This is a genomic window from Nocardia sp. MDA0666, from assembly GCF_003023875.1.
Classification (GTDB): Bacteria; Actinomycetota; Actinomycetes; order Mycobacteriales; family Mycobacteriaceae; genus Nocardia; species Nocardia aobensis.
The window spans coordinates 160,399-182,694 of the sequence record NZ_PYHT01000008.1 but is presented as its reverse complement, the minus strand read 5'-3'; the positions used below and the strand labels follow the sequence as shown (position 1 = coordinate 182,694).

Below are 22,296 nucleotides of genomic sequence, written 5' to 3'. Positions count from 1 at the left end.
TCATCGTCGCACGTTCCGGGTGCCCGCAGCCTGGGAGCGGTGACCGATCGAACACGCGAACCCCCGAGTACCGGGTACTCGCGCCGCGGCGAGTGGCATATTGAAACGATGACGAGGGCGGCAGTGATGGGTGCGGGATCCTGGGGTACCGCATTCGCGAAAGTGCTCAACGACGCGGGTACCGAGGTCACGATGTGGGCGCGGCGGCCCGAGATCGCGAAGGCCGTGGCGACCGAACATCGCAATCCCGGCTATCTGCCCGATGTGTGGCTCGACGGGATCGCGGCGACCGACGATTACCGGGTGGCCCTCGACGACGCCGACATCGTCGTGCTGGCGGTTCCGTCGCAGTCCTTGCGTCCCAATCTCGCGCACTGGCGCGCGGCCATCCGCTCCGATGCGACGCTGCTGAGTCTGGCCAAGGGCATCGAGACCGGGACACTCATGCGGATGAGCGAGGTCATCGCGGAGGTGACCGGCGCGGATTCCGGGCGCATCGCGGTACTGTCGGGCCCGAACCTGGCGCGTGAGATCGCCGCCGAACAGCCGGCCGCCTCGGTGGTCGCCTGCTCCGACGCCGCGCGTGCGGAGGCCGTGCAGCATTCCTGTGCCACCGGCTATTTCCGGCCCTACACCAATACCGATGTGATCGGCTGCGAGATCGGCGGCGCGTGCAAGAACGTGATCGCGCTGGCGTGCGGGATCGCCGCGGGTATGGGCCTGGGTGACAATTCCGTCGCCAGTCTGATCACCCGCGGGCTCGCCGAGATCATCCGGCTCGGGGTGGCGCTGGGTGCGAATCCGGTCACGCTGGCCGGTCTGGCCGGGGTGGGCGATCTGGTGGCAACCTGCACCTCGCCGCTGTCGCGCAACCGGTCCTTCGGTCATGTGCTGGGCGCCGGCGGTTCGATGCGCGCCGCTCAGGACGCGACACACGGGCAGGTCGCGGAGGGTGTGAAGTCGTGTACCTCGATCCGCGCGCTGGCCGAGACCCACAATGTGGAGATGCCGCTGACCACGGCGGTGCATCGAGTCTGTCACGAGGGGCTCTCGGTGTCCGATGCCGTCGGGCAATTACTCGGTCGGCGGATCAAACCGGAATGAATGATTTCGGTCCGGCCGGGGTACGGTTCGGACTATGACAAACCGGATCAGGGTTGCGGTGGTGTTCGGTGGCCGCAGCAACGAACACGCGGTGTCGTGCGTTTCGGCCGGCATGGTGCTGACGAACCTGGATCCCGAACGCTACGAGGCGGTGCCGATCGGTATCACCCGCGAGGGCGCCTGGGTCCTCAGCGGCGCCGATGCGCGCGCACTCGCCATCCGCGAGCGTGCCCTGCCCACGGTCGACTCGGCCGGCACCGTGCTGACCCTGGCCGCCGATCCGAGCCGCTCGGGCGCCCTGGTCGCGCTCGACGGCGCCGAAGCGGTACTGGGCGTGGTCGACGTGGTGTTCCCGGTACTGCACGGGCCGTGGGGTGAGGACGGCACCCTGCAGGGACTGCTGGAGCTGGCGGGTGTGCCGTACGTCGGCCCCGGCGTGCTGGCCAGCGCCACCGGAATGGACAAGGAGTTCACCAAGAAACTCCTTGCCGCGGAAGGACTTCCGGTCGGCACGCAGGTGGTGCTGCGCCCCGGCACCGATTCGGTGAGCGAGGCCGACCGGGACCGGCTCGGCCTGCCCGTCTTCGTCAAACCCGCGCGCGGGGGCTCCTCGATCGGCATCACCAAGGTCGAGGACTGGATCGATCTCGATTCGGCGATCGCCGCGGCCCGCCTGCACGATCCGAAGGTGATCGTGGAAGCCGCCATCGTCGGACGCGAAGTCGAATGCGGCGTACTGGAATTCCCGGACGGCCGGGTGGAGGCCAGCGTGATCGCCGAGATCCGCATGCCCGGCGACGACATCTCCGAGAGCGAAACCGCCTCCGGCGCACCGCAATTCTACGATTTCGACACCAAATACCTCGACGACGTGTGCGAGTTCGATATCCCGGCCAAGCTGAACGACGATACCTCGCAACAGATCCGGGAGCTCTCGGTGCGGGCGTTCCGGGCGCTGGACTGCCAGGGGCTGGCTCGGGTCGACTTCTTCGTCACCGAATCGGGGCCGGTGATCAACGAGATCAACACCTTGCCCGGATTCACCTCCATCTCCATGTATCCGCGCATGTGGGATGCCACCGGAATCGACAATCGCACCCTGATCACCACCCTGATCGAGACGGCGCTGACCCGGGGCACCGGACTGCGCTGAGCGGCGGTGCCGCGCGCGTAATCTCGGTGGGGTGATTCTCGCGATGACTTTGCCCGGGCTGGCGCTGCTGATCATCGCGGTCGCGTTCGCCGAGGTGGGCTACCGGAAGATGACCGGTCGCGCCGCGCTGCCGTGGATGCGCGAGTCCGCCGGGCCGAGCGCGGCGGGGATCGGATTCGAGCAGTTCGACGCGTTGTTCGACGCGGGTAAGCGGCACGAATTCGAGGAGCGGCAGACGGTTCTCATGCACCGCGAGAACCCGGGCGACGGAACCCCCGGTGACGCGGAGATCGACCTGAACTCCGGACGGGCGCGGTTACCGCGTTCCTGACCGGATCAGTTCGGCACGGGCCCCGGGTCGAGCGGCTTCGCCGGCAAGGTCTTGCCGATCGTGTTCGACATCTCCTGCAGGGGAGACGGTCCCGCCTTGGTGGGCATCGTCACAGCGATATAGGTGCCGCGATCCACCGCGTACCAGGTGCCGGAGGTCACGCCGCTGGTCTGATCGCGCACCTCGAACCAGTTCACGCCGTTGACCACCTGCAGCGCGGAGGCCTTGGTGAATTCCAGCGGCCGGTCCAGGCCGCAGCGCAGCACGATCGGATCGCCGCCGTCCGACAGCTGCCAGGCCGCGGTCGCGGGCGGAGCCGGTTGGGCCAGTTCGGATTTGGTGTAGTCGTCGCCGAGTGACTCCGGCAGCGCGGCCAGCAGGGAGGTGCAATCCTGGCTCGACGCCGCGGGCGCCGGTACCGAGCCCAGCGCCAGCGGCTCGCGGCCGGCGGACTGTCGCGACATGGCCGCGATGACGAGGACGACGACGATCAGCGCGACCGGAAGTGCGACAGCGGTCGCGATCAGCGCCGGATGCAGCTGGGGGCCGGAGTCGTCGGATGCCTCGGTGGCGGATTCGGTGTCCGACGAGGCGACGCGGTCGGAGCCGTCGGTCTCGGGGATTGCGGGGGTTTCGGGGGTTTCGGCCACGGTCGGCGCGGAGTTCTCGGGCCGGTCGGTAGCGGGTTCCGGGTCGGCCGCGGCGGGGAGGCCGGGCTCGGACTCCGGTCGGTCGGGCTGCGGGTTGTCCGCTGTCGGCCGGTCCGTCTCGCTACTCATCCGGGATTCGTCTCCACTCGTGCCGGGCGGGCGTCGCGCCCGGCTGATTGTCTGGAATGCGTGTTCGAGGGTATCGAACGGCCGTCGGCGCGCTCCCGCGGCATCCGGGCGCCGCCGCGCCCGAGGGGAGGCCACAGCGGGCCGGTGCCGCTGCCCAGGCACAGGGTAGCGTCGGAGTGTGGTGTCCCCGGTGACCTGACCGGGTGTGGAGAAGGAGAGCGACATCACCGAGAGCGGCCCGCGCACCGTGCGCGACCTGGGCGAATTCGCATTGATCGAACGGATGAACGCCGGGCGGTCGTTCGGTGGCGGCGTCGAGCTGGGGCCCGGGGACGATGCGGCGGTGATCGCGGCGCCGGCCGGGCGCTACGTGGTCAGCACCGACATGCTCGTGCAGGATCGGCATTTCCGGCTGGACTGGTCGCGGCCGGAGGACATCGGGGCCAAGGCGATCGCGCAGAATGCCGCCGACGTGGTCGCGATGGGTGCCACGCCCAGCGCGTTCGTGGTGTCGCTGGGCTGCCCCGCCGAGACGCCGGTGACGTTCGTCGACGGATTGGCCGACGGCATGTGGGCGGAGGCCCGGCGGGCCGGGGCCCCGATCGCCGGGGGCGATGTGGTGCGCAGCCCGCAGCTGGTGATCTCGGTGACCGCATTCGGTGACCCCCGCGGCCGGGCCGTGCTGCGCTCTGGGGCGCGCGACGGCGATATCGTGGCGGTCGCGGGCCGGCTCGGCTGGTCGGCGGCCGGGCTGGCGGCACTGTCGGCCGGTGCGGACGGAGTTTCCGATGCCGAGCTGTTCACCGATGTGGTTGCCGCCCATCGTGTTCCACGACCGCCCTACTCCGCCGTGCTGGAGCTGCCGGACGCCACGGAGATCACCGCGATGACCGACGTCTCCGACGGACTGCTCGCCGATCTGTCGCATATCGCCGAATCCTCCGGTGTGGCGGTCGATGTCGATTCGGCGGCGGTGGCGGACCCGGCGCTGTCTCCGGTCGCCGCCGCGCTGCACGCCGACGCGCTCGGCTGGGTGCTCACCGGTGGTGAGGACCATGCCTTCGCCGCCACCTTCGGAGCCGGCGCCACCGTCCCGCCGGGCTGGCGGGCGGTCGGCCGGGTATGCACCGGCTCGGGTGTTTTCGTCGACGGAGCGCGGTGGTCGGGGCCGTTGGGCTGGGAGTCGTTCGGAGGGGGCGAATAGCGGTGCGGCCCGACGATGCGACGGCGGGTGGGCGGCGTGCGGACGCCGAGCCGCGGCGACTATCTTGTCCCGACATGGGCGCGAAACCACTGCCGCAGATCATCGATACGGGCTGGGCCGAGGCATTGGAACCGGTGACCGACCGGATCTCCGAGATGGGGGAGTTCCTGCGGGCGGAGAACGCCGCCGGCCGTGGCTACTTTCCCAAGGGCGAGAACGTCTTACGCGCCTTCACCCGTCCGTTCGACAAGGTGCGCGTGCTGATCGTCGGGCAAGATCCGTATCCGACTCCCGGGCATGCCATGGGGTTGAGTTTCTCGGTGGCGCCGGATGTTTCGCCGGTGCCACGCAGCCTGGCGAACATCTTCTCGGAGTATTCGCGCGATCTCGGCCATCCGACCCCGTCGTGCGGCGACCTGTCGCCGTGGTCGGATCAGGGTGTGCTGCTGCTGAACCGAGTGCTGACGGTCTCGCCCGGCCAGCCCGCGTCGCATCGCGGCAAAGGCTGGGAAGCGGTGACCGAGCAGGCGATTCGCGCGCTCGTGGCGCGTGAGCAGCCGCTGGTCGCGATCCTGTGGGGCCGCGACGCCTCGACGTTGAAGCCGATGCTCGGCGATGTCCCGACCATCGAATCCGCCCATCCCTCACCGCTGTCCGCCTCACGTGGTTTCTTCGGATCGAGGCCTTTCTCCCGCACCAACGAATTGCTCGGTACATTGGGGGCCGCCCCGGTCGATTGGCGCTTGCCCTGACCGCGGCGTAACAGTTCGAGCGAAACAGGAGCAGATGCATGCAGATCACATCCGTGCGCGGTGCCGTAGTCGCCGTTGCCGCCGGTGCGGCGGTCCTCGGCGCACCCGCGATAGCGCAGGCCGCCGGCCTGCCGCTGGAGCCGGCCACCCCGCAGGAAGAGGTCACCACCACTCAGCACGCGGGACCGGTGCTGGCCCTGTGGGATCCGCAGACGGGTTCGTCGTCGCTGTCGTCCAATGTCAATGCGCGCGGTCTGTGCATCTTCCAGAGCATCAGCGCGCAGGGCGGACTCGACTGCTTCAACGGCGCCCAGTAATCGGGCGGCGGGCGATCATCCGGATCTCGCTCGCCAGGGAGAACGGTTCGATTCGGCGGGCCTCGTCGGCGGCGAATCCGAACTTTCGATAGAAATTCCGGGCGCGTGGATTCTCCTCGAACACCCATAACGCGGTGTCGGTGTCGGGGAGGAGAATCGCACGCAGCAATTCCTGTGCGATGCCGGTGCCGTATCGGTCGGCCCGGACGTAGAGCGCATACAGTTCCCGATCGGCGACGCGCGGTTCGTCGCGAGGCGGTCCGGCGTGCGCGAATCCGAGGACGCGGTCGCCGGGGGCGCGGGTGTCGTCGACGGCCAGCACGATGGTGTGCGCCGTTCGATCGGCCGCCGCGCTCTCGTCGATCGAGTCGATGAGGGCGGCCCACCGGGCGGTGCGGCGGTCGACGTCGAAGGCGGCGAGTACATGCTCGGGCACCAGTCCGCGGTAGGCCTCACGCCACGATTCGATATGGCAGATCGCCAGATCACGGGCGTATTCGGTGGACGCCGTCACAATCCGCGGGCGGTGCGGGTTCACTCTGGCGTCCCGCGTGTGGGGCAGGGTGAGCACATGACAACGCCCCGGTCACCCTGTGGGTGCGCCGGGGCGTCGAAGATGTCTACGCAGCTCAGCCGCGAACAACCTTTCCGGCCTTCAGGCAGGAGGTGCAGACGTTCATGCGGCGGGTGTTGCCGGGGGCAACCTGGGCACGAACGGTCTGGATGTTCGGGTTCCAGCGACGGTTGGTGCGCCGGTGCGAGTGCGAAACCGACTTACCGAAGCCGGGGCCCTTGGCGCAGACGTCGCAGACGGCAGCCATAGTCGCGAGCTCCTTCATGTCATGGGGGACCGCTGTCGGTGAGACAGCCTGTCCGGAAACTTTATCCTCAATGCCTACCGGCGCTACCGCCGGTGAACGCGACCGACAGGGGCCGCGTGAGGCAACCCTGCAAGAGTAGCGGTCGGCCGTATTCGATGTCCAATCGCCCTGGGGCTCGCCGCAGGCACCCGTCCGCGGCTGCCTCGTCTCCGCCGCCGGATCCGCCTCCCTACCGGCTTCGTGTGTCGAGGGTGTCGGTGCGGACGACTACCCTGGCTGGCGGGTTCGACGGTGTGATCGCGGTGGCGGAAGGACGGTGACGTGCGCGGGGTCCGGGAGAGGCTCGATGCGGCCGCACTGCGGCAGTGGGGTGCGCTGTGTGTGGAACGCCTGCTCGCGCACCGCGAGGAGATCAACGCGCTGAACGTCTTCCCGGTGGCCGATTCCGACACCGGAACCAATCTGCTCATCACCATGCGCGCCGCACTCGCCGCGACGCAAGCGCACGGCGCCGCGGACCCGTCGGGTGACGCCGCCGGTCCGCTCGGCGCCATGGCCCGGGCCGCGACCGCCGCGGCGTGCGGGAATTCGGGGATCATCCTGTCGCAGGTGCTGCGGGGGCTGGCCGAGTCGGCCGATCGCGACGACCTCACCGCGGCCACGCTGCGCACCGCGTTGCGCCGGGCGGCGGTCCTGGTCCGGGAATCGCTGAGCGAGCCGGTCGAGGGCACCATGCTCACCGTGCTGGAAGCGGCCGCGGACCGCGCGGAGGACTGTGCGGAACAGACGGTCGCCGCGGTGGCCGTCGCCGCCGCCGACGGCGCGGTGAAGGCGCTGGGGGAGACACCGTCACAACTGGTCGTGCTGCGCGCGGCCGGTGTCGTCGATGCCGGGGCGCGCGGGCTGCTGGTCCTGCTGGACGCCCTGGTGGAGGTGTGCACCGGGAGCGCACCCGCGCGTCCGGTCTACCGGGTGACGGCTTCGGATGCCGCGCGGTCGGCCGCTGGACCGGTACGTCGCGGTGCTCTGGTGGCGGATTCGCCGGACGTGCACGTGAACGACACTGCGGCGCATGCGGATTCGTCGTCCGAGCGACCGAGGGCCGCCCCGTCGGAAGTGATCGCGGGCGACGGCCCCGGCACGAGTCGCGCTGTACCGCCGGGGAACTCCGATTACGCACACATCGTCAGTGCACAGGCCGGTGCTGAAGACGCTGCGCTGCCGGTGATTTCGCCGCAACGCGCATCCGGCACGGAGGCCGTGCGGCGCGCCGGGAAGGAATCCGGCCGTCGCAATCGGGCGAGCGTGCACCGGTACGAGGTCATGTACCGGATCGTCGAGACCGATCCGGCGCGCATCGACCGGCTGCGTGATGCCCTTGCCGCGCTGGGGGATTCGGTGGTCGTGGTGGGCGACGGCGAGGGCAGCTGGTCGGCGCACGTGCATTGCGCCGATGCCGGCGCCGCGGTGGAGGCCGGGCTGGCGGCCGGCGCCCTGAGCAACATCCGAATCGAGGGTTTGTTCGGCACTTCCGTTGCCGCGCAAGGACAGTCCGATCGAGGCATTCTCGCGATCGCCACCGGCGCGGGGGCGGTGCGGTTGTTCGAGGACTCCGGCGCGGTCGTGCTCACCGGCGCGGTGACCGCCGATCGCCTGCTCGCCGCCATTCGCGAGATGCCGCAGCGGGAAGTGCTGGTGCTGCCCAACGGGGCGCTGCCGGCGCCGGAACTGGTGGCGATCGGCATGGCCGCCCGGGACGGCTGGCGCGAGGTGATGATGCTGCCCAGCGGCTCCATGGTGCAGGGGCTGGCGGCGCTCGCCCTGCACGACAGCGGCAGCCTGGCCGTCGACGACGCGCTGACGATGTCGCAGTCGGCCGCCAGTACCCGGTGGGGTGCGGTCCGCGTCGCCGCCGAACGCGCGCTGACCATCGTCGGCACATGCGAGCAGGGCGACGGACTCGGCCTGGTGGGCCACGACGTGGTCGTCATCGATCCGGACCTGCGCCGAGCCGCCCGCACCCTGCTCGATCGCATGCTCGGCCTGGGCGGGGAACTGGTGACGCTGCTGCTGGGCGCGCAGGCGCCCGCCGGGTTGGCGGACGAGCTCACCGCACACATCACCACGGAATTTCCCGGCGTGGAGGTCGTCACCTACGACGGCGGTCAGGCCGCGGACCTGGTCCAGATCGGGGTGGAGTAGATGGCGACACTGAGCGACCGGCTCGATCACGTGCTGGGGGCGAAGGCGGCCGAACCGCTGGCCGACGCCTTCGATATGCATATCGTCGAGGATCTGCTGCGGCACTATCCGCTGCGTTACGCCACCCAGGGCCAGCCGCTCACCGAGGAGGCTCCCGAAGAGGGCGCCCACATCACGGTGGTGGGCCGGGTGAGCAAGACCGAACTGCGACCGATGCGCCAGCGTCGCGGCAAACTGCTCAAGGTGGAACTCGACACCGGCTCCGCGAAGCCGGTGGAGATCACCTTCTTCAACGGCGACAAGGTGAATTACCTTGTCAAACAGGGTGTTCGGGCCATGATGTCGGGCACCGTGCACTGGTGGCGGCCGGACCGCTGGAATCTGTCGCATCCGTCGTATCTGATCCTGCCCGAAACCGCCGAATCGGTGGACAGTCTCACCTCCGTGCGCGGCGGCGGCGCCCTCCGCGGTCTGGCGGAGAGTGCGAAAGGCGCCGGAGGAGTGGATATCTCGTTCTTCGAGCGGGAATACATCCCGGTGTATCCGGCGACCGCGAAGGTGCAGAGCTGGGACATTCTGGCGTGTGTGCGGCAGGTGCTCGACCAGCTCGACCCGATCGACGATCCGCTGCCGCAGGACCTTCGCGAAGACCACGAACTGCTTCCGGTATCGGATGCGCTGCGGCTGATCCACCTGCCCGAACGAAAATCCGATATCGACCAGGCTCGGCAGCGGCTGCGCTTCGACGAGGCCCTGGCGTTGCAGCTGGTTCTGGCTCAGCGCCGCCACGACGCCGCCGGGCGCACCGCGCGGCCGTGCCCGCCGCGCTCCGACGGTATCGCCGCCGAATTCGAACAGCGCCTGCCGTTCGAGTTGACCGCCGGCCAGAACAAGGTGATCGCCGAGATCGCCGGCGACCTGTCGCGCCCGCATCCGATGCACCGGTTGCTGCAGGGTGAGGTCGGTTCCGGTAAGACCATCGTCGCCCTGCACGCGATGCTGCAGGTGGTCGACGCCGGACTGCAGTGTGTGCTGCTGGCACCGACGGAAGTCCTTGCCGCCCAGCATTACCGGTCGTTGCGGTCCATGCTCGGCGATCTCGGTGGCGCGGGTGAGCTGGGCGCCGCCGACGATGCCACCAAGGTGGTGCTGCTGACCGGTTCGATGTCGGCGAGTGCGAAGAAGGCGGCACTGCTGGACGTGGTGACCGGGACGGCCGGCATCGTGATCGGCACGCACGCGTTGATCCAGGACGCGGTCGAATTCTTCGATCTGGGCATGGTGATCGTCGACGAACAGCACCGCTTCGGTGTGGAGCAACGAGACGCGTTGCGCGCCAAGGCGAAAGACGGCATCACCCCGCATCTGCTGGTGATGACCGCGACGCCGATTCCGCGCACCATCGCGATGACCACCCTCGGCGATCTGGAAACCTCCACCCTGACCGAACTGCCACGCGGCCGCTCACCCATCACCACCCGGGTCGTGCCGGCCCGGATGAAACCGGCATGGGTCGAGCGCGCCTGGGAGCGGATCCGGGAAGAGGTGGCAGCGGGCCGGCAGGCCTACGTGGTGTGCTCCCGCATCGGCGACGAGGAGGACGACGGCGCACCGAAGAAGGGCGCCAAGTCGAAAGGTAAGAGCCGCAAACAAGCCGACGACGACACGGGCGAGGCGCCGACCACCCATGCCGCGATCGACGTCTTCGAGACGCTGCGCACCGGGCCGCTGGCGGATCTGCGTCTCGGACTGTTGCACGGCCGGCTGCCGACCGACGACAAGGATCGCGTCATGCGCTCGTTCAACGACGGCGATATCGACGTGCTGGTCTGCACCACGGTCGTCGAGGTCGGCGTCGACGTGCCCAATGCGACCGTCATGGTCATCGTGGACGCCGACCGGTTCGGCGTCAGCCAGCTGCATCAGCTGCGCGGTCGCGTGGGTCGCGGCAAGCATCCCGGTCTGTGCCTGCTCATCACCGAAACCTCGCCGATGGGTACGGCCATGGCACGGCTGGAGGCGGTGGCGGGCACGCTGGACGGTTTCGAACTGTCGGTGCTCGATCTGCGGCAGCGCCGGGAGGGCGATGTGCTGGGTTCGGCGCAGTCGGGTACCGCGCGCAGCCTGAAACTGCTCTCCTTGCTCGACGATCTCGACGTCATCACCACCGCCCAGGTGCTGGCGCGGGAGGTCGTCGACGCCGATCCGGGGCTGACAGACCATCCGGGATTGGCGAATATGATGCATGCCGCCGTCGACTCCGAGCGGCTGGAATATCTGGCGAAGTCCTGATCAGCGGACCGCGGGCGGATACGGCAGATCGACGCTGGAATTCTCGGTGACCGCCAGCGGGCGGCCGATCTGCGGGAACGCGCGCTGCGGGCAGGCGGGCCGCTCGCACACCTTGCATCCGGCGCCGATGGGCACCGCTGCGGCCGGCTCGTCGAGCTGCAGGCCTTGCGAATACACCAGCCGATCGGCGTATTCGATATCGCAGCCCAGCCCGACCGCGAATTCCTTGGTGGCGGTGCCGAATCCGTGCGGACTGGGATAGGTCGTGCGCGCGATCCACAGATAGCGGCGGCCGTCCGGCATGGCCGCGACCTGCGTGAGGATCCGACCGGGATGGGAGAACGCCTCGTGCACCACCCACAGCGGGCAGCTCCCACCCACCCTGGAGAAGTGAAATGCGGTGGCGGACTGACGTTTCGAGATATTGCCCGCACGGTCGGTGCGGACGAAGAAGAACGGCACTCCGCGCTGTCCCTGCCGCTGCAGCGTGCTCAGCCGGTGGCAGACCGTCTCGAAGCCGACCTCGAAACGCAGGGAGAGCAGGTCGATGTCGTAGGACAGTTCCTCGGCCGACCGCAGGAACTTCCCGTACGGCAGCACCACCGCGCCCGCGAAATAGTTGGCCAGGCCGACCCGGGCCAGCGCCCGCGATTCACCGACCAGCGACGGGGTGGCGTCGAGGACCTCGTCGAGCAGATCGCCGTGCAGCAGGAAGGCGAGCGTGGTGGCGATCTGGAATGCCCGCTGACCGGGGCGCAGCCGGCGCGCGAGGATGAGGGTGCGGGTCTCGGGGTCGTAGCGCCGTTTCGGAACGGCGGGATCGGCGCCGTCGCCGCGGACCAGAACGGTGACCCCGGCTCGCTCCTCGGCCACGCGGGCCAGTTGGCGATCGATCGATCCGATGGTCAGACCGCATTCGTCGAACAGTCGTTCGGCGGCCAGATCCAGCTGGGGGATGTGGTTGTGATGGTCGTAGAAGAAGTCGCGCACATCCTCGTAGGGCATCGGGACGCCGGGCGCCCCGGTGGGGGCGGCGACCTTCGACGACAGCAGATCGAGCTGATCGGTCGTGGCGCGCAGGCGGCGATGCATCGCGACGATCGTCTTGGCGACCTCCGGCAGCCGGGTGGCGAGATCTTCGACCTCCGCGGCCGGCGGGGCGGTACCGCCGGCCGCCTCCACCAGCACCTCGTGCAGGTCCGACACCAGGCGTGCGTCGGAGTCGGCGGCGAAGAATTGCACATCCAGATCGAAGGTCGAATTGAGTTTCAGGAGAACGGGAATCGTCAGGGGTCGCTGGTCACGTTCGAGCTGATTGAGATAGCTGGGCGAAAGCTCCAACGACTTGGCCAGGGCGGCCTGGGTCATCCGTCGTTCTTCGCGCAACCGCCGTAACCGGGCACCCGCATACATCTTGCGCACGCCGCAGATGCTACCTTCACATCTTCGCAATCATTGCAATTTCGCTACTCGGCGCGTACAAAAATCTGCTGTTGCAAGGAGTTTTGATCAACTTCGGCAATGCGTAGCGTGCGAAGTATGCGGCCGGATCGGGTGTGTGCACGATAGCGGAAGTGCTGCTCGGAGGTGGTGAACTACCGGGTGGAAAAGGTTGCCGGGAAGGCTGCTGGTGCCCGCCGGAGCCACATGACGAGAGCCTGTCCGGCCGGCGACCCGCGTCCGGGCGAGTCGCCGACCGTACGGCATCAGCGCACCAGCGCGGCCGCCTCGACCATATTGCGCAGCGACGCCTCCACCTCGGCGCGGCCGCGGGTCTTGAGTCCGCAGTCCGGATTCACCCACAACCGCTCCGCCGGAACGGCTTTCATCGCTTCGCGCAGCGAGTTCTCGATCTCGCTCACGCTCGGCACCCGCGGTGAGTGGATGTCGTAGACGCCGGGCCCGATGCCGAGCGCGTATCCGGCGGTGGTGAGATCGTCGAGGATCTCCATATGCGAGCGCGCCGCCTCCACCGACGTGACATCGGCATCCAAGGCCGCGATGGCGCCGATGATCTCGCCGAATTCGGAGTAGCACAGATGGGTGTGGATCTGGGTGTCGTCGCGAACCCCGGCGGTGGCCAGGCGGAACGCGCCCACGGCCCAGTCCAGGTACTGCTCCTGATCAGCACGGCGCAGCGGCAGCAGTTCCCGCAGCGCGGGTTCGTCGACCTGGACGATCCGGATGCCGGCGGCCTCCAGATCCACCGTCTCGTCGCGAATGGCCAGCGCCACCTGCCGCGCGGTGTCGGCGAGCGGCTGATCGTCGCGCACGAACGACCAGGCCAGAATCGTGACCGGGCCGGTCAGCATGCCCTTGACCGGCTTGCCGGTCAGCGATTGGGCGTAGGTGATCCACTCGACGGTCATCGGCGCGGTGCGCACGACGTCGCCGTAGAGGATCGGCGGGCGCACGCAGCGGGTGCCGTAGGACTGCACCCAGCCGTTGTCGGTGGCGGCGAATCCGTCGAGCTGTTCGGCGAAGTACTGAACCATGTCGTTGCGCTCGGGTTCGCCGTGCACGAGCACGTCGAGCCCCAGATCCTCCTGTAGCGCAATCACATCCGCGATCTCGGCGCGCATCCGCTCGCGATACTGCGCGTCGTCGATCGTGCCGGCGCGCAGGTCCGCGCGAGCGGTGCGGATCGCGGTGGTCTGCGGATAGGAGCCGATGGTGGTCGTGGGCAGCAGCGGCAGGCGCAGCTGTGCGCGCTGCAGCTCACGGCGGCGCTGCGCCGGCGCTCGCCGCGCCTGATCCTCACCGAGACCGGCGAGCCGGGCCCGCACGGCCTCGTTGTGCAGACGCGGATCGGAGCGGCGGCTCGCGATCGCGGCACGGGAAGCGGCGAGCTCCGCGGCGACCGCGTCGGTGCCCGCATCGACCGCATGCGCCAGGACCCGTACCTCGTCGATCTTCTCGGCGCCGAAAGCCAGCCACGACCGCAGCACCGGGTCCAGGCCGGGCTCCACGTCCAGCGAATACGGCACATGCAGCAGTGAACTCGAGGTCGACACCGCCAGCGCGCCGACCGAACCCAGCAGGGTGGCCAGCTCACTCAGCGCCGCTTCCAGATCCGTGCGCCAGATGTTGCGGCCGTCCACCACGCCGGCCACCACCAGTTTGTCCGCCAGGGCGGGTACTGCGGCGACCTCGGAAACGGTTGTGCCGGAACGGAAGTCGAGTGCCACACCCTCGACCGGCGTGGCGGCCAGGGCGCCCAGCGCCGGACCCGGGGAGCCGAAGTAGGTGGCCACCAGGATGTTCGGCCGCCGGTCCCCGTCGCTCAATTCGGCGTAGGTGGTGCGGACGGCGCCGAGTTCCGCCTCGGAGAGGTCGCGCACCAGCACGGGTTCGTCGATCTGGACCCAGGCGGCGCCCGCGTCGGCCAGCCGGGCCAGCAGGTCCCGGTACAGCGGGATCAGCTCGGCCAGCCGGTCCATCGGCGCGACGCCGTCGACACCTTTGGACAGGGCCAGGAAGGTCAGCGGGCCGATGACCACCGGCCGGGCGGCGATGCCCAGCTCACGCGCCTCGCGCAGCTCGCCGAGCAGTGCCGACGGATCGAGGGCGAACCGGGTGTCCGGGCCGATTTCCGGCACCAGATAGTGGTAGTTGGTGTCGAACCATTTGGTCATCTCCAGCGGTTCGACGCCCTCGGCGCCGCGCGCGGCGGCGAAATAGCGGTCCAGCGGATCGCCGATGCCGGCGACTCGCGGCGGCAGCGCGCCCAGCATGACCGCGGTATCGAGCATCTGGTCGTAGAACGAGAAGGTGCCCACCGGTACCGCGTCGAGGCCGGCGTCGTGCGCCGCGGTCCAGCCCTGTGCGCGCAGCTGCCGGGCGACGGCCCGCAGTTCGGCGGCGTCGATCCGTCCGGCCCAATAACCTTCGACGGCACGTTTGAGTTCGCGCCGCGGCCCGATGCGCGGCAGGCCCAGAATCGTTGCGGTGAAACGAGTATGCGTTGTGACAGTCACGGTGTTCTCCAGAAGTGGAAGCCACAGGTCACCGCCGCACGGCGGACGAAGCCCCGAAAAACACTGCCGCACCGGGGGTTCCGGTGTGCCGCGGGTCCGCCCGCCCGATCCACGAGGCGGTGGCCGCCGGATACGGCGTATCCGGCACAACCGGCAGGTCTTCGGACTCACAGGCATCGGTCGTACGGACCGGTCCGGAGATGGGGCCCCGGATGTCACCTACTGGCCGTCGCTTCCCGGAAAGGATCCAGTGCTCATGACGGCGGTCGTTCCTGTTCACCGCTGCGGGACAGTCCCGGATTCCCACCGGGTTCCCTCTCGCCGGCCCGCGAGGACCGGTTTCGACGCTGCGCGCGACGCTCGGGGCTCCAACTCGTCGACGGCAGCGAACCAGCTGCGTTCCCGAGCGTAATCCACCGCGAGTGGCAGGGGAAACACCGCCCGCCCGGCCGTCTTTGTTTCCGCTGGAAGAACACAACTTCGCAGACTCGCCGATCCGGTTTGTGAGGATGGCTGCGAAGCCGTATTCACTGTCCGGCCCCGCTCACCGGGCAGGTACCTTTATCGAATGTTCTCCAAAGTGCTGGTCGCCAACCGCGGGGAAATCGCCATCCGTGCCTTCCGTGCCGCCTACGAACTCGGCATCGGCACCGTGGCGGTTTTCCCCTACGAAGATCGCAACTCGGTGCATCGCCTCAAGGCCGACGAGTCGTATCAAATCGGTGTCCCCGGACATCCCGTGCGGGCCTACCTCTCGATTCCCGAGATCATCAGCGCCGCCAAGTCCGCCGGCGCCGATGCGGTCTACCCCGGCTACGGCTTCCTGTCGGAGAATCCGGACCTCGCCGCGGCGTGCGCGGCGGAGGGCATCACCTTCATCGGTCCCTCGGCCGAGGTGCTCGAACTGACCGGTAACAAGGCACGGGCCATCGCGGCGGCGAAGGCGGCCGGGCTTCCGGTGCTGAACTCCAGCGCGCCCTCGGCCGATGTCGAGGAATTGCTGCGCGCCGCGGAGCAGATGGAGTTCCCGGTGTTCGTGAAGGCGGTCGCCGGTGGTGGCGGCCGGGGTATGCGCCGGGTCGCGGACCGGGTGCAGCTGCGCGAGGCGATCGAGGCGGCCATGCGTGAGGCGGAGTCGGCGTTCGGGGACGCGACGGTCTTCCTGGAGCAGGCGGTGATCAACCCGCGTCATATCGAGGTGCAGATCCTGGCCGATCAGCACGGCAACGTCATGCATCTGTTCGAGCGCGACTGTTCGCTGCAGCGGCGGCACCAGAAGGTGATCGAGCTCGCGCCCGCGCCGAACCTGGATCCCGCACTGCGCGAACGTATTTGCGCGGACGCGGTGGCCTTCGCGCGGCAGATCGGGTACTCGTGCGCCGGCACCGTGGAGTTCCTGCTCGACGAGCGCGGCCGTCACGTGTTCATCGAGATGAACCCGCGCATCCAGGTCGAGCACACGGTGACCGAGGAGATCACCGACGTCGACCTCGTGCAGTCGCAGCTGCGCATCGCGGCCGGCGAGTCGCTGGCGGATCTGGGACTGAGCCAGGACAGCGTGTCGATTCACGGTGCCGCGCTGCAGTGCCGGATCACGACCGAGGATCCGGCCAACGGCTTCCGACCCGACACCGGACGCATCACCGCCTACCGCTCGCCCGGCGGCGGTGGTATCCGCCTCGACGGCGGTGCGAACCTCGGCGCCGAGGTCGGCGCGCACTTCGACTCCATGCTGGTGAAGCTGACCTGCCGCGGCCGCGACTTCCCGCAGGCGGTGGCGCGGGCCCGGCGCGCGGTGGCGGAGTTCCGCATCCGTGGCGTGGCCACGAACATCCCGTTCCTGCAGGCGGTGCTCGACGATCCGGACTTCCGGGCCGGGCGGATCACCACCTCGTTCATCGACGAGCGCCCGGAGCTGCTGACCCAACGCGGTTCGGCCGACCGAGGCACCCGCATCCTGCGCTATCTGGCCGACGTGACGGTGAACAAGCCGCACGGTGAGCGGCCGACGGCGGTATATCCGCACGACAAACTGCCGGCGATCGATCTGAGTGCGCCGCCGCCGGACGGTACCCGCCAGCGACTGCTCGAGCTGGGGCCCGAGGGGTTCGCGCGCTGGCTGCGCGAGCGCGACGCCGTCGGCGTCACCGACACCACCTTCCGCGACGCCCATCAGTCGCTGCTCGCGACCCGGGTGCGGACGCGTGGACTGCTGACGGTGGCTGGGCACGTGGCCCGGATGACGCCGGAACTGCTGTCGGTCGAGTGCTGGGGTGGCGCGACCTACGATGTGGCGCTGCGGTTCCTGTACGAGGATCCGTGGGAGCGGCTGGCCGCACTGCGGGAGGCGATTCCGAACATCTGCCTGCAGATGCTGCTGCGCGGGCGCAACACCGTCGGCTACACGCCGTATCCGGAGCAGGTGACGCGGGCGTTCGTGCGGGAGGCCACCGATACCGGCATCGACATCTTCCGGATCTTCGACGCACTCAACAATGTGGATCAGATGCGGCCGGCGATCGACGCGGTGCGTGAGACGGGGACCGCGCTGGCCGAGGTCGCGATGTCCTACACCGGCGATCTGTCGAATCCGAACGAGAACCTCTACACCCTCGACTACTACCTGAAGCTCGCCGAGCAGATCGTCGAGGCCGGCGCACACGTGCTGGCGATCAAGGACATGGCCGGGCTGCTGCGGGCGCCGGCCGCGCACACGCTGGTGACGGCGCTGCGCAGCAACTTCGATCTGCCGGTGCACGTGCACACCCACGACACCCCGGGCGGTCAGCTCGCCACCTATCTGGCGGCCTGGCAGGCCGGTGCGGACGCCGTGGACGGGGCGAGCGCCCCGATGGCCGGCACCACGAGCCAGCCCGCACTGTCGGCGATCGTCGCCGCGGCCGCGCATTCGCCCTACGACACCGGGCTGAACCTCGACGCGGTCTGCGATCTCGAGCCGTACTGGGAGGCGTTGCGCAAGGTGTACGCGCCGTTCGAATCCGGATTGCCGGGGCCGACGGGCCGGGTGTACCACCACGAGATTCCGGGTGGGCAGCTGTCGAATCTGCGGCAGCAGGCCATCGCGCTCGGGCTGGGCGACCGGTTCGAGGAGGTCGAGGCGAAATACGCGGCCGCCGACCGGCTGCTGGGTCGCCTGGTCAAGGTCACCCCGTCCTCGAAGGTCGTCGGTGACCTCGCCCTGTCCCTGGTCGGATCCGGTGTGGACGTGGAGGATTTCGCCACCGACCCGGCGCGCTACGACATCCCGGACTCGGTCATCGGTTTCCTGCGCGGCGAACTCGGCACCCCGGCCGGTGGCTGGCCCGAACCCTTCCGCAGCCGCGCCCTCGAGGGCCGCGGCCCGGCGAAGCCGGAAGTTCCGTTGACCGCGGAAGACGCCGCGGCGCTGGACGGTTCGTCGCAGCAGCGCCGAGAGACGTTGAACCGGTTGCTGTTTCCCGCACCCACCGCGGAATTCCTGGCGCACCGGGAGAAATACGGCGACACCACCGGCTTGTCGGCGAATCAGTTCTTCTACGGACTGCGCCACGGCGAGGAACACCGCGTCGAACTGGAGAAGGGCGTCACCCTGCTGATCGGTCTCGAGGCGATCTCCGAACCGGACGAGCGGGGTATGCGCACGGTCATGTGCATCCTCAACGGGCAGTTGCGTCCGGTACAGGTGCGCGACCGCTCGATCGCCAGCGAGGTCCCGGTGGCGGAGAAGGCCGACAAGAACAACGCCGGCCACATCGCCGCCCCCTTCGCCGGTGTCGTCACGCTGACCGTCGGCGAAGGTGACACGGTCGCCGCCGGTGACACGGTCGGCACGATCGAGGCCATGAAGATGGAAGCCGCCATCACCGCACCCCGCGCCGGTGTCGTCGCCCGCGTGGCCATCGGCACGGTGCAGCAGGTGGAGGGTGGCGATCTGCTGGTGGAACTGCGCATGAACGAGACCGCCGCCGAATGACGGTGCCGGTCAGCCACATTCGGGCGCGTAGCGAGGGCCGGCCGTGATCGGTCGTACACACCGAATGTCGGTGCACGTGCCGATGCCGTCGCGTGGGCGGGGCCGACCCGCTCGCGCGACCTCGCGTGCCACGGAGAGATCGCGGTGACCCGGATCGTCGCGGGCACGGCCGGTGGTCGGCGGCTGCGGGTTCCGCCCGCCGGCACCAGGCCCACCTCGGACCGGGTGCGGGAAGCGCTGTTCAACGCGCTCTCCGCGCGCCTGGATTTCGACGGCATCCGGGTGCTCGACCTCTACGCCGGTTCCGGGGCCCTCGGTCTGGAGGCACTGTCGCGCGGGGCGACCCATGCTCTGCTGGTCGAATCGGATCGCAAGGCGGCCGCGGTGATTCGCGGAAATATCGCGGATCTGGATGTGCCCGGCGCCGAATTGCGCATGGGCACAGTCGCTTCCGTCGTGGCGACGGCACCCGTCGAACCGTACGACCTGGTGCTGTCCGACCCGCCCTACGCCGTGGACGACGCCGCTGTCGAGGCCGACCTGCGGGCGCTGGCGGCCAACGGGTGGCTGTACGAGGATGCGCTGATCGTCGTCGAGCGATCGGCGCGATCGCCGGAAACCGCTTGGCCCGCAGGTTATTCGGCGTTGAAGTCGCGCCGGTACGGCGAAACCCGCGTCGACCTGGCGGAATACCAGGGGTAATCCCCGGCCCGGGGCTCGGTCATCGGTCGTTCCGTCGGCAAAGCCTGCCGCGACGGTGGCTCCCGCCGCCGCGGCGACCACTCAGCCGCGACGTTCGGCGATGCGAGCCAGCAGGCGTTTGTGAACCTCCGGCGGCAGCATGCCGGTGACGTCGCCGCCGAAGGTCGCGACCTCCTTGACCAGGGAACTGGACAGGAAGCTCAGCGCCGGGTTGGTGGCCAGGAAGTAGGTGTCGACGCCCGAGAGGTGCTTGTTCATCTGGGCCATCTGCATCTCGTATCCGAGATCGGTGGCATCGCGCAGGCCCTTGACCATGGCGGTGATGCCCTGTTCGCGAGCGAAATCGACCAGCAGCCCGTACCAGGATTCGATCCGCACGTTCGGCAGATCGGCGGTGGCCTCGCGCAACATCTCGATCCGCTCGTCGACGCTGAACATGCCCTGCTTGCTCTTGTTGATCATCACGGTCACGACCACCTCGTCGAACTGCGCGGCCGCGCGCGAGATGACATCGATATGCCCGTTGGTCACCGGATCGAAGGATCCGGGGCACAGTGCTCCAGCCATGCAGCGACGCTAACAGGTCCGGGCAGGCCGAGCCGATCGTGGTCGTCACAGCGCACGCAGCCGCAGCGGCGTCGGGGGCGGAAGCGGAGCGGGGCGGATGTAACCGCGGGGACGCTGCTCGCGCGCCCGGCTCAGCGCGCCGTGCACGCGCTGCGCGGCGACTCCGGTGCTCAACTCGCGCCAGGTGGTACTGATCGACCGAAATCCGTAGCGGCGCAACACCGCATCCGGGGCTCGGCGCGACGGGTCCCCGTGTACGCGTGCCCTTTTCGTCCGGTGCCCGTCGATCTCGAGTACCACGCCGGTCCGGCCCAGATACAGATCCGCCGTCCCCAGCACCCTCCCGTCGTCGGCATGGATCACTCCCCCCGCGGCCGCCGGCGGGAATCCGAGCAGCCGCAGCAGCACCCGGACCCGGGAGTGATCGACTCCGGCGCTGCGCGGATCGAGGAAACCGATCACGTGCCGGGCAGCGTCGACGCCGCGCCGGCCGCGGGCGCGGGCCAGTTCGCGCGCCAATGCCGCTGCGGTGATGCCGAATTCGCGGGCGAGGGCATCGCCGACGACGACCGCGGATTCGAACGGAAGCGTGCGCGCCAGGTCGACGACGGTGCGGGCGGGACCGGTGACCAGCAGCCCATCCCGTTCGGCGACGACGGGGACCGGTGCGCAATGCACCGTCAGATTCGGCTTGATGCGCCCGCCGTGGCGTCGATTGCGCGTCACGTGCACGCGGTCGAGCAGGGCCGGGGACATCGGCGCACCCAGCAGCACCGCCGCCGATTGATGGCTCACCACGGCGTCGGCCGCCATCTCCGGCAGCAGCGCCGCCACCGCCAGCCGGTGCCGCGCCACGCCGTCCAGTTCGGCGAGTGCCGAGGTCTCCGCATACGCCCCGCGCCGCACCCGCCGCCAGCTTCCGATCGCGCACCGCCGCCGGATCTCGTCGTCGCTGACCCCGACCGACACCACGTCACGACGCCGATGCAGCCCACCCGCACGCGCCTGCCGCCCTGGGCCGCACAGGATTTCGGCACATCCGCTGTCGTGGGTCATTGCGGATCCCGGTGCGGGCGGGGGTGGCGCGGGCGGGGCAGGAGCGGACAGGGGATCGGTACCCGAGGGCGCGTGGACGCGGCCGCGCACAGACCTGCGCGCCAGAGGGTGGGTCTTCCCGGGCAGTGATTCCGCGAACGGTGGTGCATTGCCGAACCTCCCACGATGAGAACTCGCAACGACGTTTGCTGAGTTAGGACGTGGGGTACAGAGGCTCGGTTCCTTGCTCAAATGACCAGGTTGCAGCCGCACCCCGTGCATGAGCACGACGGGCGATCAGAAGACCCAGAGCCGCCAGGCGATCAGAAGACCCAGAGCCGCCAGGCGATCAGAACACCCAGAGCCGCAGGGTGAGGAAGCGCAGCGCACCGACTCCGGCGGTGATGCCGATGACGGCGATCGCCTCGGTGACGTCGTCGAGTCCGGGCGCCGCGATATCGAGGACCGCCAGCGCCCCCGAGGTGATGGCGAGTCCGGCCAGCGCCAGTCCACCGCCCTCGAGTTGGGCAGTGAGCCAGCCGACCCGGTCGGCGGCGTGGAAGGTGAGGCGGCGGTGCAGTTCGTTGGCGAGTGCCGTGCTGACGATGGATCCGGTCAGGTTGGCGAGTTGCGGCCCGCCGCTGTAGCAGGCGAGAAACAGCAGGAAGTAGCCGATATTGCTGAAACCGCCGACCAGCGCGAAGCGGACGAGTTGCGGCAGCCAGTGGTCGCCGCGCAGATAGCTGGCGAAGCGCGAGGCGAGGCGGCGGATGCGGGGCGGGGACTGCTGCGGCTCCGGCGTCTCGGCCAGCAGTTCGCTGTGCACGATGGATACACCCGGATCGGGCTGTGGGTTCACCCACATACCCGGAGGTGCCGGATAAAGGACAACCATGGTCGTTCCGATCGCACAGTGCCGGACGCCGTTGGCGACGGGTTCCGGCTGGTCTACCGCTCGGTAGAAAAGATAGCACCAAGCGGAGAGATTTCCTCCACTTGATTTGTGTGGGATAGGAAACACCGCCCGACACACCGATGGTGATCTGGGCAGACACGCGGGATGCGGGCACACTGGGGCCGAGAGCAG

18 protein-coding genes and 1 riboswitch are annotated in these 22,296 nt (G+C 69.1%); of the genes, 10 read left to right on the top strand and 8 right to left on the bottom strand.

Going from position 1 to position 22,296, the window contains the following annotated elements; translation table 11 throughout:
- The first annotated feature begins 108 nt into the window (after window positions 1-108).
- From C8258_RS14505 to C8258_RS14495, 3 genes are read left to right on the top strand one after another with little or no spacing between them, the layout of a single operon-like run.
- Window positions 109-1,104 (top strand): NAD(P)H-dependent glycerol-3-phosphate dehydrogenase, encoded by a 996-nt coding sequence (locus C8258_RS14505; protein ID WP_106955690.1) that lies wholly within the window; start codon window positions 109-111, stop codon window positions 1,102-1,104.
- Between the two features lie 34 nt (window positions 1,105-1,138).
- Window positions 1,139-2,257 (top strand): D-alanine--D-alanine ligase family protein, encoded by a 1,119-nt coding sequence (locus C8258_RS14500; RefSeq protein ID WP_106955611.1) that lies wholly within the window; start codon window positions 1,139-1,141, stop codon window positions 2,255-2,257.
- 43 nt (window positions 2,258-2,300) lie between these two features.
- Window positions 2,301-2,588 carry a DUF6191 domain-containing protein gene (locus tag C8258_RS14495; RefSeq protein WP_063065043.1) on the top strand — a complete coding sequence of 96 codons (288 nt, stop codon included), beginning with the start codon at window positions 2,301-2,303 and terminating at the stop codon, window positions 2,586-2,588.
- Window positions 2,589-2,593: 5 nt separating this feature from the next.
- Here the strand turns inward: C8258_RS14495 and C8258_RS14490 are convergent, their stop codons facing one another.
- Entirely contained in the window at window positions 2,594-3,367 is a 774-nt protein-coding gene (locus C8258_RS14490) for a DUF3515 domain-containing protein (RefSeq protein ID WP_106955610.1), read from the bottom strand.
- A gap of 247 nt (window positions 3,368-3,614) precedes the next feature.
- On the opposite strand from C8258_RS14490, the gene C8258_RS14485 reads away from it, so the two are divergent.
- From C8258_RS14485 to C8258_RS14475, 3 genes are all read left to right on the top strand, one after another.
- Entirely contained in the window at window positions 3,615-4,571 is a 957-nt protein-coding gene (locus C8258_RS14485; protein WP_106955689.1) for a thiamine-phosphate kinase, read from the top strand.
- Window positions 4,572-4,645: 74 nt separating this feature from the next.
- The gene (locus C8258_RS14480) at window positions 4,646-5,323 is read left to right on the top strand and encodes a uracil-DNA glycosylase (protein ID WP_036503772.1); all 678 of its coding nucleotides are present in this window, start codon (window positions 4,646-4,648) and stop codon (window positions 5,321-5,323) included.
- Between the two features lie 38 nt (window positions 5,324-5,361).
- Window positions 5,362-5,640: a hypothetical protein gene (locus C8258_RS14475; RefSeq protein WP_030513011.1), complete on the top strand. Its 279-nt coding sequence runs from the start codon at window positions 5,362-5,364 to the stop codon at window positions 5,638-5,640.
- On the opposite strand, the gene C8258_RS14470 is transcribed toward C8258_RS14475, so the two are convergent.
- Both C8258_RS14470 and rpmB read right to left on the bottom strand, forming a co-directional pair.
- Window positions 5,624-6,154 (bottom strand): GNAT family N-acetyltransferase, encoded by a 531-nt coding sequence (locus tag C8258_RS14470; protein ID WP_158271258.1) that lies wholly within the window; start codon window positions 6,152-6,154, stop codon window positions 5,624-5,626. The genes C8258_RS14475 and C8258_RS14470 overlap by 17 nt on opposite strands.
- 115 nt (window positions 6,155-6,269) lie before the next feature.
- A complete protein-coding gene (gene rpmB, locus C8258_RS14465; protein ID WP_011210730.1) occupies window positions 6,270-6,461 on the bottom strand; it encodes a 50S ribosomal protein L28 in 192 nt (63 codons plus the stop codon).
- A gap of 321 nt (window positions 6,462-6,782) precedes the next feature.
- Between rpmB and C8258_RS14460 the strand changes: the two genes are divergently transcribed.
- Complete coding sequence (locus C8258_RS14460) at window positions 6,783-8,663, top strand: DAK2 domain-containing protein (RefSeq protein ID WP_233225087.1); 1,881 nt, start codon at window positions 6,783-6,785, stop codon at window positions 8,661-8,663.
- The gene (gene recG, locus C8258_RS14455) at window positions 8,664-10,955 is read left to right on the top strand and encodes an ATP-dependent DNA helicase RecG (protein ID WP_106955608.1); all 2,292 of its coding nucleotides are present in this window, start codon (window positions 8,664-8,666) and stop codon (window positions 10,953-10,955) included.
- Here recG and C8258_RS14450 read toward each other — a convergent pair whose 3' ends face one another.
- Both C8258_RS14450 and metE read right to left on the bottom strand, forming a co-directional pair.
- Complete coding sequence (locus C8258_RS14450; RefSeq protein ID WP_106955687.1) at window positions 10,956-12,368, bottom strand: short-chain fatty acyl-CoA regulator family protein; 1,413 nt, start codon at window positions 12,366-12,368, stop codon at window positions 10,956-10,958.
- A 293-nt stretch (window positions 12,369-12,661) separates the two neighbouring features.
- Window positions 12,662-14,932: a 5-methyltetrahydropteroyltriglutamate--homocysteine S-methyltransferase gene (metE, locus tag C8258_RS14445; protein ID WP_233225086.1), complete on the bottom strand. Its 2,271-nt coding sequence runs from the start codon at window positions 14,930-14,932 to the stop codon at window positions 12,662-12,664.
- 134 nt (window positions 14,933-15,066) lie between these two features.
- Window positions 15,067-15,287: riboswitch (cobalamin riboswitch) on the bottom strand.
- 213 nt (window positions 15,288-15,500) lie between these two features.
- Here metE and C8258_RS14440 point away from each other — a divergent pair.
- Together C8258_RS14440 and rsmD are read left to right on the top strand one after the other, a co-directional pair.
- Window positions 15,501-18,905 (top strand): pyruvate carboxylase, encoded by a 3,405-nt coding sequence (locus C8258_RS14440; RefSeq protein WP_106955607.1) that lies wholly within the window; start codon window positions 15,501-15,503, stop codon window positions 18,903-18,905.
- A gap of 144 nt (window positions 18,906-19,049) precedes the next feature.
- The gene (rsmD, locus tag C8258_RS14435; RefSeq protein ID WP_106955606.1) at window positions 19,050-19,607 is read left to right on the top strand and encodes a 16S rRNA (guanine(966)-N(2))-methyltransferase RsmD; all 558 of its coding nucleotides are present in this window, start codon (window positions 19,050-19,052) and stop codon (window positions 19,605-19,607) included.
- Between the two features lie 81 nt (window positions 19,608-19,688).
- Here rsmD and coaD read toward each other — a convergent pair whose 3' ends face one another.
- The 3 genes from coaD to C8258_RS14420 all read right to left on the bottom strand — a co-directional run bounded on the left by coaD (window position 19,689) and on the right by C8258_RS14420 (window position 22,068).
- Window positions 19,689-20,174: a pantetheine-phosphate adenylyltransferase gene (coaD, locus tag C8258_RS14430; protein WP_036503754.1), complete on the bottom strand. Its 486-nt coding sequence runs from the start codon at window positions 20,172-20,174 to the stop codon at window positions 19,689-19,691.
- 45 nt (window positions 20,175-20,219) lie between these two features.
- Window positions 20,220-21,230 (bottom strand): hypothetical protein, encoded by a 1,011-nt coding sequence (locus C8258_RS14425; protein WP_106955605.1) that lies wholly within the window; start codon window positions 21,228-21,230, stop codon window positions 20,220-20,222.
- 328 nt (window positions 21,231-21,558) lie between these two features.
- Complete coding sequence (locus C8258_RS14420; RefSeq protein ID WP_369974754.1) at window positions 21,559-22,068, bottom strand: GtrA family protein; 510 nt, start codon at window positions 22,066-22,068, stop codon at window positions 21,559-21,561.
- Between the last annotated feature and the right edge of the window lie 228 nt (window positions 22,069-22,296).

What these genes read in the sequence shown, in the direction of transcription:
- C8258_RS14495 (WP_063065043.1), top strand. Translation starts at nt 2,301, where the DNA reads ATGACTTTGCCCGGGCTGGCGCTGCTGATCATCGCGGTCGCGTTCGCC.
- C8258_RS14475 (WP_030513011.1), top strand. Translation starts at nt 5,362, where the DNA reads ATGCAGATCACATCCGTGCGCGGTGCCGTAGTCGCCGTTGCCGCCGGT.
- C8258_RS14505 (WP_106955690.1), top strand. Translation starts at nt 109, where the DNA reads ATGACGAGGGCGGCAGTGATGGGTGCGGGATCCTGGGGTACCGCATTC.
- C8258_RS14450 (WP_106955687.1), bottom strand. Translation starts at nt 12,368, where the DNA reads ATGTATGCGGGTGCCCGGTTACGGCGGTTGCGCGAAGAACGACGGATG.
- C8258_RS14440 (WP_106955607.1), top strand. Translation starts at nt 15,501, where the DNA reads ATGTTCTCCAAAGTGCTGGTCGCCAACCGCGGGGAAATCGCCATCCGT.
- recG (WP_106955608.1), top strand. Translation starts at nt 8,664, where the DNA reads ATGGCGACACTGAGCGACCGGCTCGATCACGTGCTGGGGGCGAAGGCG.
- rpmB (WP_011210730.1), bottom strand. Translation starts at nt 6,461, where the DNA reads ATGGCTGCCGTCTGCGACGTCTGCGCCAAGGGCCCCGGCTTCGGTAAG.
- C8258_RS14490 (WP_106955610.1), bottom strand. Translation starts at nt 3,367, where the DNA reads ATGAGTAGCGAGACGGACCGGCCGACAGCGGACAACCCGCAGCCCGAC.
- C8258_RS14425 (WP_106955605.1), bottom strand. Translation starts at nt 21,230, where the DNA reads ATGACCCACGACAGCGGATGTGCCGAAATCCTGTGCGGCCCAGGGCGG.
- C8258_RS14500 (WP_106955611.1), top strand. Translation starts at nt 1,139, where the DNA reads ATGACAAACCGGATCAGGGTTGCGGTGGTGTTCGGTGGCCGCAGCAAC.
- C8258_RS14480 (WP_036503772.1), top strand. Translation starts at nt 4,646, where the DNA reads ATGGGCGCGAAACCACTGCCGCAGATCATCGATACGGGCTGGGCCGAG.
- coaD (WP_036503754.1), bottom strand. Translation starts at nt 20,174, where the DNA reads ATGGCTGGAGCACTGTGCCCCGGATCCTTCGATCCGGTGACCAACGGG.